At 53.1% G+C, this 16,119-nt stretch carries 16 protein-coding genes and 1 tRNA gene; 5 read left to right on the forward strand and 12 right to left on the reverse strand.

The window, feature by feature from the left end; translation table 11 throughout:
- The first annotated feature begins 10 nt into the window (after positions 1-10).
- On the forward strand, positions 11-292 hold the full coding sequence (gene yccX, locus BFV64_RS07850) for an acylphosphatase (protein WP_045281283.1): 282 nt from the start codon (positions 11-13) through the stop codon (positions 290-292).
- Here the strand turns inward: yccX and tusE are convergent.
- The 6 genes from tusE to BFV64_RS07880 all read right to left on the reverse strand — a co-directional run bounded on the left by tusE (position 289) and on the right by BFV64_RS07880 (position 6,524).
- Complete coding sequence (gene tusE / locus BFV64_RS07855) at positions 289-618, reverse strand: sulfurtransferase TusE (RefSeq protein WP_008499913.1); 330 nt, start codon at positions 616-618, stop codon at positions 289-291. The genes yccX and tusE overlap by 4 nt on opposite strands.
- Positions 619-687: 69 nt before the next feature.
- Entirely contained in the window at positions 688-1,239 is a 552-nt protein-coding gene (locus tag BFV64_RS07860; protein ID WP_023332622.1) for a LuxR C-terminal-related transcriptional regulator, read from the reverse strand.
- Positions 1,240-1,249: 10 nt separating this feature from the next.
- Positions 1,250-2,407: a CblD like pilus biogenesis initiator family protein gene (locus tag BFV64_RS07865; protein WP_069601893.1), complete on the reverse strand. Its 1,158-nt coding sequence runs from the start codon at positions 2,405-2,407 to the stop codon at positions 1,250-1,252.
- Position 2,408: 1 nt separating this feature from the next.
- Positions 2,409-5,126, reverse strand: a complete 2,718-nt coding sequence (locus BFV64_RS07870) for a TcfC E-set like domain-containing protein (protein ID WP_069601894.1) — start codon at positions 5,124-5,126, stop codon at positions 2,409-2,411.
- Positions 5,127-5,198: 72 nt separating this feature from the next.
- Entirely contained in the window at positions 5,199-5,705 is a 507-nt protein-coding gene (locus BFV64_RS07875) for a CS1 type fimbrial major subunit (RefSeq protein ID WP_023332625.1), read from the reverse strand.
- Positions 5,706-5,780: 75 nt separating this feature from the next.
- Positions 5,781-6,524: a fimbrial protein gene (locus tag BFV64_RS07880; RefSeq protein WP_069601895.1), complete on the reverse strand. Its 744-nt coding sequence runs from the start codon at positions 6,522-6,524 to the stop codon at positions 5,781-5,783.
- 308 nt (positions 6,525-6,832) lie between these two features.
- On the opposite strand from BFV64_RS07880, the gene BFV64_RS07885 reads away from it, so the two are divergent.
- Both BFV64_RS07885 and BFV64_RS07890 read left to right on the forward strand, forming a co-directional pair.
- A complete protein-coding gene (locus BFV64_RS07885) occupies positions 6,833-7,588 on the forward strand; it encodes a winged helix-turn-helix domain-containing protein (RefSeq protein WP_023332627.1) in 756 nt (251 codons plus the stop codon).
- Complete coding sequence (locus BFV64_RS07890; protein WP_045134644.1) at positions 7,585-8,061, forward strand: hypothetical protein; 477 nt, start codon at positions 7,585-7,587, stop codon at positions 8,059-8,061. The genes BFV64_RS07885 and BFV64_RS07890 overlap by 4 nt, the downstream gene beginning before the upstream one ends.
- A 55-nt stretch (positions 8,062-8,116) precedes the next feature.
- Here BFV64_RS07890 and yccA read toward each other — a convergent pair whose 3' ends face one another.
- On the reverse strand, positions 8,117-8,776 hold the full coding sequence (gene yccA / locus BFV64_RS07895) for an FtsH protease modulator YccA (protein ID WP_013097244.1): 660 nt from the start codon (positions 8,774-8,776) through the stop codon (positions 8,117-8,119).
- A 269-nt stretch (positions 8,777-9,045) separates the two neighbouring features.
- Here yccA and BFV64_RS07900 point away from each other — a divergent pair, with 269 nt between their 5' ends.
- Together BFV64_RS07900 and BFV64_RS07905 are read left to right on the forward strand one after the other, a co-directional pair.
- The gene (locus BFV64_RS07900) at positions 9,046-10,674 is read left to right on the forward strand and encodes an ABC transporter substrate-binding protein (protein WP_023338218.1); all 1,629 of its coding nucleotides are present in this window, start codon (positions 9,046-9,048) and stop codon (positions 10,672-10,674) included.
- 144 nt (positions 10,675-10,818) lie between these two features.
- Positions 10,819-10,906: transfer RNA gene (locus tag BFV64_RS07905), tRNA-Ser, on the forward strand.
- 66 nt (positions 10,907-10,972) lie between these two features.
- On the opposite strand, the gene BFV64_RS07910 is transcribed toward BFV64_RS07905, so the two are convergent.
- The 5 genes from BFV64_RS07910 to BFV64_RS07930 form a co-directional block, all read right to left on the reverse strand.
- On the reverse strand, positions 10,973-11,809 hold the full coding sequence (locus tag BFV64_RS07910) for an alpha/beta fold hydrolase (RefSeq protein WP_023332629.1): 837 nt from the start codon (positions 11,807-11,809) through the stop codon (positions 10,973-10,975).
- Positions 11,810-11,963: 154 nt separating this feature from the next.
- Entirely contained in the window at positions 11,964-12,182 is a 219-nt protein-coding gene (locus tag BFV64_RS07915; protein WP_023332630.1) for an acyl carrier protein, read from the reverse strand.
- A gap of 16 nt (positions 12,183-12,198) precedes the next feature.
- Positions 12,199-13,632, reverse strand: a complete 1,434-nt coding sequence (locus tag BFV64_RS07920; protein ID WP_069601896.1) for an AMP-binding protein — start codon at positions 13,630-13,632, stop codon at positions 12,199-12,201.
- A complete protein-coding gene (locus tag BFV64_RS07925; RefSeq protein WP_014883271.1) occupies positions 13,629-14,747 on the reverse strand; it encodes an MBOAT family O-acyltransferase in 1,119 nt (372 codons plus the stop codon). The genes BFV64_RS07920 and BFV64_RS07925 overlap by 4 nt, the downstream gene beginning before the upstream one ends.
- A gap of 128 nt (positions 14,748-14,875) precedes the next feature.
- Complete coding sequence (locus tag BFV64_RS07930; RefSeq protein ID WP_045134641.1) at positions 14,876-16,012, reverse strand: D-alanyl-lipoteichoic acid biosynthesis protein DltD; 1,137 nt, start codon at positions 16,010-16,012, stop codon at positions 14,876-14,878.
- Positions 16,013-16,119: the final 107 nt, after the last annotated feature.

Raw genomic sequence — 16,119 nt, forward strand, 5'->3', positions numbered from 1 at the left:
GAGAAGAAAAATGTCAAAAGTTTGCACTATTGCCTGGGTTCACGGCATCGTTCAGGGCGTCGGGTTCCGCTACAGCACCCAGCGTGAGGCTCTTCAGCTCGGGATCACGGGCTATGCGCGAAACATGGATGACGGCAGCGTTGAGGTGGTTGCCTGTGGCGACGCGGAGCAGGTAGAAAAACTGATGGTGTGGCTGAAAGCGGGTGGCCCGCGCAGCGCGCGGGTTGACAGGGTGCTAACAGAACCGCATCAACCCGGCCGGGAATACGAGAGCTTCAGTATTCGTTATTAAATGCACTTCACCGGCTTTGGCAGGCCAGCAATTTTGGTGGCCTGTTTTGCCGGGCCTTTCGGAAACAGACGATACAGATAGCGGCTGTTGCCTTTCTCTTCGCCAAACTTATTGGCCATCGCTTTCACCAGCATGCGGATCGCCGGAGAGGTATTAAATTCGAGATAAAATTCGCGCACAAAACGCACGACTTCCCAGTGTTCGGGGGAGAGGGTGATACCTTCGTTTTCGGCGATTTTTTCCGCCAGTGGCTCGCTCCATAGCGTGGTATCTTTCAGATAGCCTTCGCTATCGGTCTCAATTTCCTGGCCTGCAAAAATGAACATAGTGCTCTGTCGATAAAGTAAAAACCGCCCCTAGTCTAGCAAAGAAGGGGCGGCATGAGAAACTTCGGTCTACAGAAGAAGCTGTAGCAGATTGTTGGCATTCAGCTTTTTTAACGCGTTGCATTTGTACGTCGAGACCTGTTTTTCGCTCATCTGCGTCATTGTCGCAACATGTCTTACCGATTGCCCGTTAACCAGCCTGTCGAGAACATTGAACTCCATGCCCGTCAGGCAACAATTCAGGCTGCGGACCCGACGGGGCTCTTTTGCAAGCAGATACGCTGCATCCGCGACGGCAATTCTGTCATCAATAATATATGAGGTCAGCGTGGCAAAACGCTTTCGCAGATGCGTGGCCAGCGCCCAGCCTTTTTCATTGCACACCAGATAAAGCGTTCCTTCCCAGCGGCTGGCCTCTAGCTGAAGCAGAATCTCAACCAGCGCCTGATGCGTCCCGGCGACGGAAAAGCGGCAGCGCACAACGAGGGTGTCGCAGGCCAATAACGAATGGCGCCACGTTACCGCGCCGCTTTCAACCAGCATTTGAGCGTTACGGCGCAGAAGGGCGTAGCGTAAACCTTCGGCATAAAAGCGATTATTATCAAGAATAACGTAATTCACGGCGGCCTCCTTATAACGTACTGGGTGTGTAGATAATGCGTAGCGTGCCGGTGTAATCCCCGGCATTTTTGCTGCTGGCAGTAAATGAAGGGGTTTTCAGGATAATAGGGGCTGGCACGCACAGTACGCTCTCGCGTCCGCCGGGCAGGACGACCTGACGCAGATACTGCGGATCGTTAGTCCCTTGCCAGACCACGGTTTTACCGTTAGCGACGATGTCTGTTGCGCCTGTGATGGGATGGGTGACAAAGACCTGATAGTCGAGACGGTCTCGCGCATCGGTCTGGCTTCCTCCGCGTCGCCTGATTGAAAACGCACCTTCAGTACGGCCCGCTGAGGCGAGTCCGTCGTCCTCAAACCGAAGGTAGGTGCGGGTGCTGGTGCTGTTTTTACCATCGTACGGGCACATATCCAGCGTATTTTCTCCCTGGATCTCACTGCCACCCGGCCGCCCCGGGAAGTTAGTCAGGTTGAGGTTAACGATGGGCGTGGAGTGCGGAAATGCCGGCAGATAAATCTGCTGATTACCCGGATCGACCACCTCAATGCGAATGTTTGCCTGCCACCTGGCGATAGTGAGATAGCCAGGACAGCCCACGTTAACATCATTGGCATTTCCGCTACAGCTGCCATTCCCCCATTGACGCAGGTTTTGCTTCAGCGTTGCGGTCCAGATCCCCGGTAATGCGAGCTTGTCCAGTTCACTTTTTACAATATAGAAATCGAAGTAGGGCTCGCTGTTCCAGGCGGAGATATCAACATTCCCAGCTGTGACAAAGCTGGCAAAAATATCCACTTTATTGCTAATGAACATATGGTGATCGCCATACACCTTGATATCCACCGTCTTGCTGGTGAGGGCATGCGTAAAACGTAATGTGATGGCATAAGGCTTGGCTGGGTTCGCCTGAAACCAGACCGGTGAGTCCATGCAAGCTCCGTACGTGGCGTCGGTCCGGGACTGACAGGTCAGGGCATTACGTCCCCACTTTTGCGGGTCGGCGGTGTCAAAGCCGCCCGATTCATGCAACCAGATATCGAAACGCGCAGGCGGTGCCGTGCGATCGAAGCTGATCCCAACGCTGGTGTTTCGTCCCGCAGGGGCGCCCGCCAGCGTCTGGCCTGTCCACAGGCTTAACAACAGTAAAATAAAGAGGTACTTCATCACATCATTTCCCTTTAGTGAGGTTGTCGGCGTTCATGGCAGTTGGCCCGGCAGGTACCGATCGTCCGGCGAGCATCAGCTGTGCCTGCTGCTGGATGGCATCCGGCAGGGCCGAGAAGGTTAATTCCCGACAAGGAATTGAGCCGACATAGCGCACCACGTCGCGCATACTTTTCACGTTGAGTTCGCACTGATAAAACTGCTGCTGACGCACCAGGTAGAGGTTATGCAGCAGGGCATCGCTCTGGGCGCTGAATCCGCCGTTGCCGAGATCGCTCCAGCCGTTAACGTTCAGCGGCACACCACCGATAAACGGCGAATGACGCTCGTCGGTTAACTGGCCGAGCCAGGTGTAGCTTGCGGTGGTTTGCACATCCCGACGCAGCAGTTTGCCTGGCACCATAAACAGCGTTCTGCTGCCTGAACCTTGCGTGATCTCACTGCTGGCTCCCCGGGATACATCCAGCGATTCGTTAATCGTCAACGTGGTCTGCTGGTAGCCCGGTACGGCGAAGAGGGCGCGGCTATTACCCGGAATGTCTGCGCTCCCGCTGTTATCCAGCGACACGGCAACGCTCGGAGCCTGGGTATCAGTCGGTGTGGCAACGTTAACCGCGACGGCGGAAGCAGGGCGTCCGTCGCTCCAGCGGCCCAGCCACAGGCCAGAACGCGACAGCGCAAGTGTCGAGCTGTAGTTGCCGCTGGTGCTCAGCGTATGGCGTCTGTCCTGACGATCCCAGGCGTCGCTGACGGTCAGACTGCCGTTGCCATATCGCCCGCCCTGGCGCGTATAGGCTGAGGTATTCAGCGAGTCGCTGTTAATGCCTGATGCGCTAAGGCCGTACTCGTTTTCACCGCGTGCATCGCTGTACCAGTTATGCGCCACGTTGTAGCTCAGCTGATTTTTTTCACGCTGCTGGTGCTGCCAGGTCGCCCCCAGAGAGGTATAGCTAGACGCATCACCCTGACGGTTATGCGCCATGGACAGGCTCACGCTCAGGTAGCCGCCTTTGTCCCTGCCGTCGCGGGCATCATCGTTGCGCATGAAGAGGTTAACGCTGCTGTTAATGTTCAGACCATGGGTGCTAAAGGCATTGCTCAGGCCTCCCTGCCAGGCCCGCGAGCGCGAGCGGGTCATATAGACCGATTCCCATGGCAAACCCGCATCGTGGCGATCGTCGCTATCCGGCAGCTCCCGGCGTGAAACGTACCGTCCTTCGTTGCGGTTATCCGAATAGCCGAGGCTCGCATACCAGGCGCCGACAGGGACGGAAAACATCACCGAGAGGGTGCGATAACAGCCGTTCACGGCGTCAAACCCGGCGCTTCGGGTGTTGCAGTTTTCCGCTGATAGCGCGTTGCGATAGAGGCTCAGTGAAAAACCGTCGTTGTAGCTGATTTGCTGAATATTGCCGCGCTGGCCTTCGCTGCCGTAAAGGTAGCTAAACCGGGTACTCAGCACGCCGTCGATCGGGCCCGCGTTGAAGCCCCGGCTCCAGTCGAGCGCATTTTCCAGGAAGCGCTGGTTTTGCTTTATCGTTGCTCCGCTGGTAAGCGCTAAGGTCTCGGTGACGGGCAGGCGTACGCCCGCCTGCGCAACCGCGCTGGGTTCTTCGTTTTGATCGCTATTGTCGGTTTCACCCGCCTGCAGGAACCACTCGACGCGGTCGAATGGCGTAATGCCGGTTCGGGTAAACGGCACCTGCTCGGTACGCGTTAGCCGGTTATTTTCATAGACCGACAGCGTGACGGTGTAGCTCCCGTCCGGAAACGATCTTGTGTCGAGAGTTTGCGCCCCGGCATTCAGGTAAAAGCTGGCCAGCAGCTGACTGCCACGGCGGGCATCAATACGCGCGTCATGGGAAAGCAGCACGGTGATAGGGGTTCCCTTTGACTGCTGAACCGGATTTATCCACGCCCGTGTTGAGCCTGCGCGCAGGCCGCGAATTTTCCCCAGCGGAAGCTGGCTAAGGTTGATATTTCCACCGGCATTACTGAACAGATCGCGGGTATCCATTTCGCCCAGCTGGACATAGTACTGGCGCAAGATATCCTGGCGGAACCAGGCATTGTTAACGGTGATTTCCTGTTGCTGCTGGTGCCTTGAACGCTGTCCCAGCCAGGTCCAGTCGAGGTTAATATAGCCGTCCTGCGTGAGCGCCAGCGCGCCATTGCCCTGCACGGTGGCTGACTGATAATCCCTGTCGGCAACAAAATTAACATTCTGCTGATGGATAAGCGCATTTTCGGTGTCCTGCGTGGGCTGATACCACTGATTTTCCGCGGTGGCTTTAGGCAGGAATTTCTTGTCTAAAAACAGGCTAATACGGGCGTTATTCTCGTCATAGATAATGGCCGCGCGGTCGGTATCAATGTAATCGCAGCCCGCTGCGGAGCTGTTGCTGCTGCAGGCCAGGTTGCCGTTACGGGCAAGCGGAACGGCCAGCGTGGCAGACGCGGTGGCAACGAGAGCAGGGTCGTCGTTAAACCGTCGTTTGATGGCTGCTACAACGGTTTCAGGTGCGACAAAACTGACCGTTTCAAGCGTGATATCCGTTTCAAACAGGCCAAGTGACTCGCCATAGAGGTTTACCTCTGTCCACAGGCGCTGGGTTTTCGCCAGATCTTCAAAACCTGCCGGGACGGTCATCCCGGCACAGGCGAGTTGGATGGAAGCGGGTAACAAAGCAACAAAGAGGAGAGTATTTCTGTGAAACGCCATGAACGAGCCTCGACATCATCCTGACGTCAGAGGGTGGGCACCCTCTGACGTTATTCCTTAGGTGCTGTGGTGTTACGCACCGCCTTCCGTGGTCGTCGCTTGCGTCAGCATCAGGCTGACAACGCCGCTGTACTGACCTGTTTTCAGAATGCCTTTGGTGGTCTGAGAAATGGTCAGCGGCAGTACCGCTGAACCGTTTTCAATGCTCCCCGGGAACAGTTCGGTACCGGTATATTCAACATCGGCGGTAGAGAGGGTTTTATCGCCCAGCTTCACCGTCATTGGGATGGACTCAGCACCGTCGGCATTTGCCAGCTTCGCGGCACTCACCAGACGGACTTTCACGTTGCTGGTGGCGGAGTTAGACCATACCTTGGTATTCAGGCGGTAGCTTTCCAGACCGCGGCCTGGCAGGTACTGCATATCGATGCTTGCCGGCAGCGGCGTATTATCGGCCTGGGTCATATCCAGCTGTGAATCAACGCTGGCGTTGACGGTAATATCTTTTTGGATCGCCAGCGCGCTAACGGACGTGGTCATCGCGGCAACAATCATCAGGGGTTTAAAATACTTACGCATTGATATCTCCATATTTACAAATGAGCACCCTGGCTCTTTAAACAAACCCTTTGGGGTCTTTACGGTAACGTCGTGTTATTGCACGACGGGTAAATCAGCTTCTTCAGCGGTTTTATTCATCCAGTTGAAGTAGCGGAATTTATATTTATGGCCTTGTGTCTTTGTGAGCGTTTTTAATTTCCGTTCGGTGTCTGGATAAATCGTCGCGTCTTCTTTAATCCATTTACACGACGAATTTGCGTCACAAATACCGATCTCTCTCAGCGGCACGCGCAGCGTACCGTTGTTTTTTAACGTCCCCCTGCGAGGGTCTATCGAGAGTGAAACCACACTTTTTTCCGGGGCGAGGTGGATCAGGGCGCCCCAGATGACATTGACGCCCAATGTCGCCTTCGCCGCAGCGCTTTCTGCCTGACCTGGAATAATGCTGTCAGGTTGCTTTACCCCTTCAAAATAGACGCGCCAGGTGGTCTCTTTTTCCGGTGGCGTGAGCGATACCAGACGAACGACGCGCATTGCGCCAGCCGCCAGGGCAAATTTTTCTGGCGTCACAACAACGCCACCTTCTTTCCACGAGGCCACATCAATCTCATTTTCCTCGGCAGTGCCGGGATTAAGAATTTTCTTTTGCCTCACCCGAATGAACTGAATATCATCCGTTTTTGAAGCCACTTTTATTTGCGCCGCCCCGGACTTATCCACGTTAAGTTCCATCGGGTACACGCTCATATTGGCCATTGCCATTTCTGAGAAAAATGGTAATGACAGCGCGGCGACATAAAAGGCGGTTGTCATGTTCACTCTTTTTTTCTGTTTCACATTCTGCCTGCCTGCTCTGAGTTCATCGGTGGCGCGTTAACACCAAGACACCGTCTGCTTTCGTATCGCTTCAGGGCAGGGAAACTTTAACCAGAACAGCGATTTGTGAAAATTTGTATTAATTAACTCGTTAAATACAGTTTTTTATCCTGCTTTTCTGTCTTTAAGGTTGTATAGTTAAGCGAAAATACCGCGACCAGGGATGGGAAGAAAATTCCTTCTGATTACAAAATAAGCAGATCAGGAGGTGGTTTTCATGTCGATGTACCAGGGATTAAAAAGCATGCGGTAACAGCCGAGAATAAAAGATGTTTTTTATATGCAATAATTCGTTGTTATTCGATCCTGAAGCACATGCAATAAGTCTTGTTGGACAACCCGAGTCTGTATTAACGCTTTCGGCACCGGCCGTTCGTCTTTTACAGGAGTTTATTAAGCACAGAGGTCGTGACCTTAGCCGGGATGAATTGATCGCGCGCGTGTGGGAAGCGTTCGGCTTTACGCCATCAGGAAATAATCTCAATAAAGCGGTAAGCGAATTACGTAAAAGCTTCCAGTCGCTGGGAGAGGGGCATGAATTTATCGTGACCGTACCCCGCTATGGATTTCGTTTTGAGGCCGATGTGATTTTTCAGCCTCGGGAGAATATTCAACCCGTTGATTCTCAGTCTCCGGTTGAACAGCAAGACGTAAAGCCGCGGCGCACGTTCCTGAAAAGGGGGGCGATTACGGCGGTCGCGATCGTCGCTGCACTAGGGGGCTGCCTGTACTTTAGCCGCCCGCAGGGGATAACCGTTCCGGCGAAACTCACGCCAGTTAAGGAAAAAATTGCGCGTTGCAGTATCTGGATAATTAACGATCATGGACGGCCGTTAGTGTTATCGAAATTAGCGAAACAGCTGGAGGCGAATAACGTGGCATGCGAGCGAGAAGAGTATAATATTTATTATTTCAGCGCCCGTTTTGCTATTTCCGCCGCGGATGAGGTTTTCATTGGTGCCTGCCCGGGAAGTAAAACCAGACTGTGCAAAACCATTCGTTATAAAAGCGGGGCTGAAAAATGAAAATAAAACTTATTTTTGGGCTGAGCGGTGTACTGGTTGGTGGTGCAATAGCGCTTTTTTACTGTTCTGGCGGCCTGGGTAAAAAGGATGTGCTTGCCTGCAGTACAGAATTTAATTTCACGCGCAATGAGGGAAAAGCAAGTGAGGTGAAGGTCAATACCTTTGCTCAGTTCTATTTTCATCAGGATGGAACCGGGTTGACGACTTACAAAGGCGCGGCAAGGGCTGGCGGGCAATGTTTGATCGTTGACAGGGATGTCGACTTTACCTGGGAGCAACGGAAAGATGATAACGTCATTGTATTGAGCTACACCAAAACCCGGCGTCGACACAATGACAATACCCCGGATGCTCAATGGGGAAGCTTCGCCTATCCGACCGCACGTTACTACCTGACGATCTCTGAACTGTCGCCCGCCGTGTGGCTGATTCAGGACCGGCGTTATCCTACCTATATCTGCCGGGGAGAATAAGACAAAAAAAAGAGAATGCCATGGGCATTCTCTTTTTTCGTATCAGTGATGCAAATTAATCCCGGCTGGCGAAGCCCAGAATGCTCAGCAGGCTGACGAAGATGTTATACAGCGATACATACAGGCTCACGGTGGCGCGAATGTAGTTCGTCTCACCGCCGTGAATGATGTTGCTGGTTTCATAGAGGATCGCGCCAGATGACAGCAGGATAAACACCGCGCTAATCGCCAGATGCAGGGCAGGCAGCTGCAGGAAGATGTTAGCCACCATACCAATCAGCACCACCACGATACCCGCCATCAGCATACCGCCGAGGAAGGACATGTCCTTACGGGTGGTCAGCACGTAGGCCGAGCAGCAGAAGAACACCAGCGCGGTACCGCCCAGCGCCATGCCAATCACGTCGCCCATACCGGCAGACAGATACGCGTTCAGAATCGGCCCCAGGATATAGCCCAGGAAGCCGGTGAAGGCGAACGCTGACAGAATACCGACCGGTTTATCCGCGGTTTTGTAGGTCAGGAACATCAGCCCATACATCCCCACCAGCGTCAGGATCAGCCCCGGAGACGGCAGCATCAGCACGGTGCTGGCGGTGGCAGTGATCGCCGAAAACGCCAGCGTCAGGCTGAGCATGAAATAGGTATTGCGCAGCACCTTGTGGGTACTGAGTAGCGATGTGCGGTCGCGTGAAGAAGTAATAATACGATCCATGAGTCACTCTCTTATGACAGATGTAATTAGCGGAAAGAATAGGAAACGGCGAGCCAGTCTCAAAGTGGTTTTACCCATCTTTACTCAGCACGTTAGCGAAGGAGATGGTTATTTCTTCTGCAGAAATGCATTTCACCAGAATGAACAGCGGTTTGAGAAAATTTACCAGATCAACCTCTTATAGGTTACTGAAAAATATTGCGTTATTACCCTTAGGGCGCTAAGAGTTATCTCCGGATCGTCATAAAACAGACAATAAGGCGAAGGACATGAAACCACAAACACGCACGCGCTTTACACTCTCTTTACTTACCGCCGGGATCCTGTGCGCCAGTACGGCATCCTGGGCGGCTAACGTCCCGGCAGGAACCGCGCTGGCAGAGAAACAGGAACTGGTCAGAAATAATGGCAGTGAACCGGCTTCGCTCGATCCGCATAAAGTCGAAAGCGATGTCGAATTCAATATTATCAGCGATTTATTCGAAGGTCTGGTGAGCGTCTCCCCGACGGGTGAAATTCAGCCCCGGCTGGCGGAAAAGTGGGAGAACAAAGACAATACCGTCTGGACGTTCCATTTGCGGCCGGGCATCACCTGGAGCGACGGGACAGCGATTACCGCAGAAGACGTGGTCTGGAGCTGGCAGCGCCTGATCGATCCTAAAACGGCGTCACCGTATGCCAGCTATCCGGGCAACATGCATATTGCCAACGCGGCCGATATTGCCCAGGGGAAAAAAGCCCCCGATACGCTGGGGGTAAAAGCGATTAACGACACCACCCTGGAAGTGACGCTCACGCAGCCAAACGCGGCTTTCCTTGCGATGCTGGCGCACCCGTCGCTGGTACCGGTGGACAAAGTGCTGATTGGGCGTTTTGGCGATAAGTGGACCAAGCCGGAGCATTTCGTCAGCAGCGGGGCGTATAAACTTTCTCAGTGGGTGGTCAACGAACGCATTGTGGCGGAGCGTAACGCGCGCTACTGGGATAATGCGCATACCGTTATCAACAAAGTGACGTATTTGCCCATCACCTCTGAGGCCTCAGATGTGAACCGCTATAAAGCGGGTGAAATTGATATTGTCTACACGGTCCCCATTAACCAGTTTGCCCAGCTGAAGAAAACCCTTGGCAGCGAGCTGGACGTTTCACCGCAGCTCGCGACCTATTACTACGAGTTCAACACCACGCGCCCGCCGTTCAACGACGCGCGCGTGCGTAAGGCGCTGAATATGGCGCTGGATAAAGACATCATTGCCGGGAAAGTGTTAGGGCAGGGGCAGCGTCCGGCGTGGCTGATTAGCCAGCCGGACATCGGTGGGGTCAAGCTGCAGAACCCGGATTACGCCAGCTGGCCGCTGGACAAGCGCATCGCGGAGGCGAAAAAACTGCTCAGTGAAGCGGGGTATAACGAAAGCCATCCTCTGCGCTTCAACCTGCTCTATAACACCTCTGAATCGCACCAGCGTATCGCGATTGCCGCCAGCTCCATGTGGAAGAAAAACCTCGGCGTGGACGCGAAGCTGCAAAATCAGGAGTGGAAAACCATGCTGGATACCATGCACACTCACAACTTTGACGCGGTGCGTTACGCATGGATTGCGGACTACGACGATGCAGCAACCTTCCTGAACAACTTCCGTACCGGCGACAGCGAAAATACCAGCCAGTACAGCAATCCGGAGTACGACCAGGCCCTGATCAACGCCGCGAAAGCGAAAACAGCCGGGGAACGGGGTAAATTCTACCAGCAGGCGGAGGATCTGCTTGGCCGTGATGTGCCAGCCATTCCGGTTTATCACTACGTTCGTACCCACCTGGTCAAACCGTGGGTAGGGGGATTCACACCGGATAAGCTCGGGTACTATTTCACAAAAGATATGTACATCAAAAAGCACTAAGAGGGCGGGCTGAATGTTATGCTGTTAAAATCGCCGATATGTCGTCAGTTCAACCGATTAAACGCGTTTTGGCTATTTTTACAGCGAACGATTGCAGCCACTCTTTACAGCACGCGGTGAGGTGTTTATAGTTCGCCTCACTTAGGAAGTGTGGCCGAGCGGTTGAAGGCACCGGTCTTGAAAACCGGCGACCCGAAAGGGTTCCAGAGTTCGAATCTCTGCGCTTCCGCCAGATATAAACCCCAGCTTACTCGTTAAGCTGGGGTTTTTCTTTTGGCGTGAATTTAAAACCTGACGTTTATGAACGGATAAACGCAAGAATGTCCGCGTTGATGGTCTCCGCATGCGTGGTGTGCATCCCGTGCGGGAAGCCTGGATAAATTTTCAGCACGCTGTTCGCCAGCAGCTTGTCCTGCAGAAGGGCGGCATTCTTATACGGTACGACCTGATCGTCATCGCCCTGCATTACCAGAACGGGAACCGTGATGGCTTTTAAGTCCTCCGTCTGGTCAGTCTCTGAAAACGCCTTAATCCCCTCATAGTGCGCTTTGGCACTGCCAATCATTCCCTGACGCCACCAGTTCTGAATCGTACCCTGTGAAACCTCCGCGCCATCCCGGTTAAAACCGTAAAAAGGGCCGCTGGCTACGTCGAGGTAAAACTGCGCGCGATTGGCTGCCAGCGCACTACGGAAGCCGTCAAACACCTCGATGGGTGTCCCGCCGGGGTTATCCTCTGTTTTGACCATCAGCGGGGGAACGGCGCTGACGAGCACCGCTTTGGCGACGCGCCCCTGCGGCTGGCCGTATTTCGCTACATAGCGGGCGACCTGGCCGCCGCCGGTAGAGTGACCGACATGCACGGCATTGTGCAGATCCAGGCTTTCAACCACGGCCGACGCGTCGGCCGCATAATGATCCATATCGTGACCTTCACTGACCTGATCCGAACGTCCATGACCACGACGATCGATAGCGATAACGCGATAGCCCTCTGCAAGGAAGAAGAGCATCTGGTTATCCCAGTCATCGGCACTCAATGGCCAGCCGTGATGGAAAACAATGGGTTGAGCTTCTTTCGGACCCCAGTCTTTGTAGTAAATGTTGACGCCGTCTTTCGTTGTTACGAATGCCATACCGCAGACTCCTCTGTTAAAAACAACACGACCCCTAAAGTGTAGGAGAAATCATATCAGCGGTGGGTTTCATTCCCGTGAAAGGTATTCATTTTGGATTCAGGGCTCTGGCGCGGTGCGCCAGAGCCCCCAGGGCGGGGTCATACAGAGGGGCTTAGCGGTTCTCTTCAATATAGCGGGCGAGATCTGCCGGGGTCTTCAACACCGTCGCTACGTCAGTTGGCGGGATCATACAGCCGTAAACGTCCTGCACTTCCAGCACCATATCGACTGCCAGAATAGAGTCGAGAATATCAGATTCAATCAGTTCATCGTGAAAGCCCACTTTACGGGATAATACTTTTTCGAACAGAGCGAGAATTTCGTTTTCCATTATGTTTCCTGGATAATTAATGAGTGCGGGCGTAAGCGTCCAGCAATTTGCGGTCAATTTTGCCGTTAGGGTTCAGCGGCAACGCGTCTTTTACGATAATTTGTGAAGGCACCATATAGTGGGGAACCACTTTCGACAGCGAGGTTTTGATCGTATCCGGTGCCATTTCCGTCACGCAGAACGCGGCAATACGCAGCACGCTGCCGCAGGGTTTCATCAGCGGCATCACTACCGCTTCATTAATGCCGGACATGGCCAGCAGACGGTTTTCGATCTCGTTGATTTCAATACGGTAGCCATTCAGTTTGACCTGACTATCGTTGCGACCCTGGCAATAGATCATCCCCGCTGCATAACCCAGATCGCCGGTCCGGTAGCCGCGACACGCGTCATCTTCCCGATGCAGTAATTTTGCCGCGTTCTCCTGCGGCAGGCCGAGGTAGCCGCGCATGACGTTTTTACCCCAGATAATCAGCTCGCCCTCGGCGGAAATGTCCATTCTGCTCTCCGGCATCATGACCCCCACCGGCAGCACGGCGCTGTCCTGGTTAAGGATCTCATCCGTAATTTCAACCACCGTCGTCGCGATGGTCGCTTCCGTTGGGCCATAGGAGTTGATGATTTTGGCCTGCGGGAAACGGCGGCGCAGCTGTTTAACCAGCGCTTTATTGAGCACTTCACCAATGAAGATAAAGACGCCGAGTTCAGGCAAATACTCGCTGTTAAACTGCGGGGACAGCAGCTGCTGGTAGGCAAAAGAGGGCGTGGACACCCAGGCGGAGACCGCGTTGCTTTTGAGTCGCGCCAGCCAGTTCTCTTTCTGAATATCCTCTTTGGCGTTGAGCACGATGTGTCCGCCCATCGCCAGGTTCGCCAGCAAAGGGATCAGGGAGAGGTCAAAGCTGAACACCGCGTGGTTCATCAGCACCGGTTTTGCCGGCAGGGAAAAGTCCTGGCTGACCCATTTCATGAAGTGCCAGACGCTCTCACGTCCAATCTGCACGCCTTTCGGTTTGCCGGTGCTGCCTGAGGTAAACATGATATAGGCCAGATCCTGCTCTTCCAGGACCTTGCCCGCTTCACCGGTGGCAATAAACTGCCGGGTTGCCACGTCGTAATAGTAAGGGACACTGGCCAGGCTACAAATCTCCCGGAGCCGCTCCTGCGGGTAGATGCAATCCACCGGGATGTACGGAATGTTGTGCAACAGGCAGCTATAAATCGCCACGGCGAACTCGGCCTGCTGATGACCATATAATACGACCGATGTGCCTTCGATAGGCTTGCAGCGTTGATAGCGTTCCGCCCAGTCCATCACGGCGGCGGAAAGCTGTAGCCAGCTGAGGGTTTCGTCGCTACCCGTGATGGCCAGCTGCTGCGGGGAGGCGGGATCGCGCAATGCCGCACGTAAGAAATCCTGCAGTTCCTGCAGATCGGTGTGATTTTTCATAGAGGAGACATTCCACTAAAGATGTAAAGGGATCCTGCGGCGCTGCCCAGCGTCAGAATTCGCCCCAAAAACGCCACTGCCGGATACTGCAAACCGCGGTGTAATGCCGGGCTGCGTTTGGCTGACCACAGCAGCATGTTGTGTGCGACAGAAATGGCGCCAAACAGCGCGCCGCTGATGACATAATGGCGTTCCAGGCCATTCCATGCCCCCATGCAGAACAGGGTGCAAAAAATACCGATATTTTGCGCCAGCGTTTTGTTCTGACGGAAAAAGTTGAACTTCATCAGGTTCATATAGACGGGCATAAACACCACATCGCGCAGCCATTCAGACAGGCTGATGTGGAAGCGCCGCCAGAAGTCCTGAGGGTTCTTTGCAAGCAGCGGCATATTGAAGTTTGCCGGAATATTCAGCCCGAATAAGCGCCCGGCACCGATGGCCATATTGCTGTAACCCGCAAAATCAAAGTACAGATAGGCGCTGTAAGCAATCGACATCACCACGCCGACGGTCAGCGAAAACGGCTTATGGCTCCAGGGCTGCACCACAAGCGAATCGATCAGCATGGCAAACAGGAACTTCTGGATGATGCCGGTGACGATCTGCTCTAACGCTGTTAAACATTGTTCACGGTTAAGGGTGAATGCGGGTTTATTCACATCGCTCATCCATGTCCGCCAGCGGTACATCGGCCCGGCCAGAATAATAAAGGGCATAAAGAGGTAGCAGAAATAGTGCAGAATATTCTGGCCCTCTTTTTTACTGCGATACAACAGCACATCCACCGCGCGAAAGGTCATAAAAGAGAGACCGATCATGCCGAGATGGTGATTAAAATGTAATTTCACCAAAAACAGTGGCAGCAGCGTTAACACGATCGCCTGCCAGGTTTTTAACCATCCTTTTTCTTTTAACGTGGCGAAAAGATAAAAACAGCCAAAAACGATCGCCGGAATACGATAATCGCCCTGAAAAATATAGCCCCAGCCCAATGCTGTCAGGACGGCCAAGGACGATAACCAGGTCAGGCGATGGCGCAGCAGGCGATTAATCAGCGCAAATACCCCTGCCGATGAAAATAAACAGACAAAAAACAGTCCTGAGCTGTACATCATTCGGCCTCAGAATTTCTGATATTCAAAATGAAGTTGCATACTCATGCTGTCATCGACAGCGGTCCACGCGACGATGGTGATCCCAAGCAGGAGATAAAGGAAAAACAGACGGATCGCGATTTTCATTATTTAAAACTCTGTGCAATAAAGCGAAGCATAGGCACCCAGGCCAGTTCAGTCGGGTGCAGTCGGTCCCAGTTCCAGCCATTCTGATAAGGCATAGCGTACATATCTAAATAAGGGATCTGGTTCTCTTTCAGAATGGATTGAATTTGCTTATCGTACGGGCGGAACGTGTCGGTATGGTAAAGCGCCCACGGGTTAACCGGGTCGACGATAGCAATGACCTGCACGTGATGTGCCTTCAGCAGCTGGACGGTTTTCCTGAACGCAGCGAATTGGCCGGGCACCACCGGCGTGTCATCCCACTGCTGCGGCTTACCGTCCTCTTCGTAAATCGTTTTGTCCATCCACAGGGTCGCCGCGCTTTGCTGGCGAACTTTATTTAATTCACGGGCATTCGCCAGCTCTTTATTCCAGTCCGGAGTCATGTGGGTGGTTGGCTGTTGCGGCCAGGGTTGCGCCGTCTCAGGCCTGATATTGAGCAGCGACAGCCAGTCGTTTTTTATCAGGGTACAAAAATTAGCGAACTGGAAACCGATCTCATCCCAAATCAGATCGGGGTGCCAGCCGAAGACACGCATTTGCCCAAAGGTTAAATGGCTTATCTCTTTAGCATCAATATGTTTTAAATAATTCACGAGGATCGGACGTGCCTGCGGATCCTTCATCAGGGGATCAAAAACAGAGCCCGGAAAATTATCCGCATAGATAGCGGGTGGCAGACCTTTTGAGTAAAAGCTGTCAGGTGCCAACAATAAAACCACTTTACTGTTTGCGTTAAGGCTATTTTTAAAACGTGAAAACAGTAAAAATTGTGTTTCATCATCGACAAACGCATCGCCATACGCCACGACGGGTTGGTGTAATTGCTGATTAAAATAATGATAGACCGCGTAATGTTCATCTTCGGAGGTGGCAACTTCAGAGGCACCAATGAAGAAAATGGCATTCCCCTCCAGGGCATGGGAAATGGTGGCAATTTTTTCCGCTTGTTCTTTCGGTGTGCCCGCCATGGATTTGATCAGCGGCTGGAATTTAAGCGGCGGATCAAAGCTGGTCACCAGCGGGTGAATGCTGAGGAATAAAATGGCCAGGGCTGCCATCAGGATATGTAAGCAAAACGTATTTTTGATTTTCATCATTAACCAGTAAGACTACATGGCGGCAATTTTCTAAAATCCGTTAATAACCGGCTTTATAACAATTACACAACAAATGGCCGTCTATTTTGGGGCATTCTATACCA

The organism is Enterobacter kobei (genome assembly GCF_001729765.1).
Lineage (GTDB): Bacteria > Pseudomonadota > Gammaproteobacteria > Enterobacterales > Enterobacteriaceae > Enterobacter > Enterobacter kobei.

Bases quoted from the DNA above. Each gene is read 5' to 3' on its own strand.
- BFV64_RS07870 (WP_069601894.1), bottom strand. From the start codon at position 5,126: ATGGCGTTTCACAGAAATACTCTCCTCTTTGTTGCTTTGTTACCCGCT.
- BFV64_RS07925 (WP_014883271.1), bottom strand. From the start codon at position 14,747: ATGTACAGCTCAGGACTGTTTTTTGTCTGTTTATTTTCATCGGCAGGG.
- BFV64_RS07930 (WP_045134641.1), bottom strand. From the start codon at position 16,012: ATGAAAATCAAAAATACGTTTTGCTTACATATCCTGATGGCAGCCCTG.
- BFV64_RS07920 (WP_069601896.1), bottom strand. From the start codon at position 13,632: ATGAAAAATCACACCGATCTGCAGGAACTGCAGGATTTCTTACGTGCG.
- BFV64_RS07910 (WP_023332629.1), bottom strand. From the start codon at position 11,809: ATGGCATTCGTAACAACGAAAGACGGCGTCAACATTTACTACAAAGAC.
- BFV64_RS07900 (WP_023338218.1), top strand. From the start codon at position 9,046: ATGAAACCACAAACACGCACGCGCTTTACACTCTCTTTACTTACCGCC.
- BFV64_RS07915 (WP_023332630.1), bottom strand. From the start codon at position 12,182: ATGGAAAACGAAATTCTCGCTCTGTTCGAAAAAGTATTATCCCGTAAA.
- yccX (WP_045281283.1), top strand. From the start codon at position 11: ATGTCAAAAGTTTGCACTATTGCCTGGGTTCACGGCATCGTTCAGGGC.
- BFV64_RS07885 (WP_023332627.1), top strand. From the start codon at position 6,833: ATGTTTTTTATATGCAATAATTCGTTGTTATTCGATCCTGAAGCACAT.
- tusE (WP_008499913.1), bottom strand. From the start codon at position 618: ATGTTCATTTTTGCAGGCCAGGAAATTGAGACCGATAGCGAAGGCTAT.
- BFV64_RS07890 (WP_045134644.1), top strand. From the start codon at position 7,585: ATGAAAATAAAACTTATTTTTGGGCTGAGCGGTGTACTGGTTGGTGGT.
- BFV64_RS07875 (WP_023332625.1), bottom strand. From the start codon at position 5,705: ATGCGTAAGTATTTTAAACCCCTGATGATTGTTGCCGCGATGACCACG.
- yccA (WP_013097244.1), bottom strand. From the start codon at position 8,776: ATGGATCGTATTATTACTTCTTCACGCGACCGCACATCGCTACTCAGT.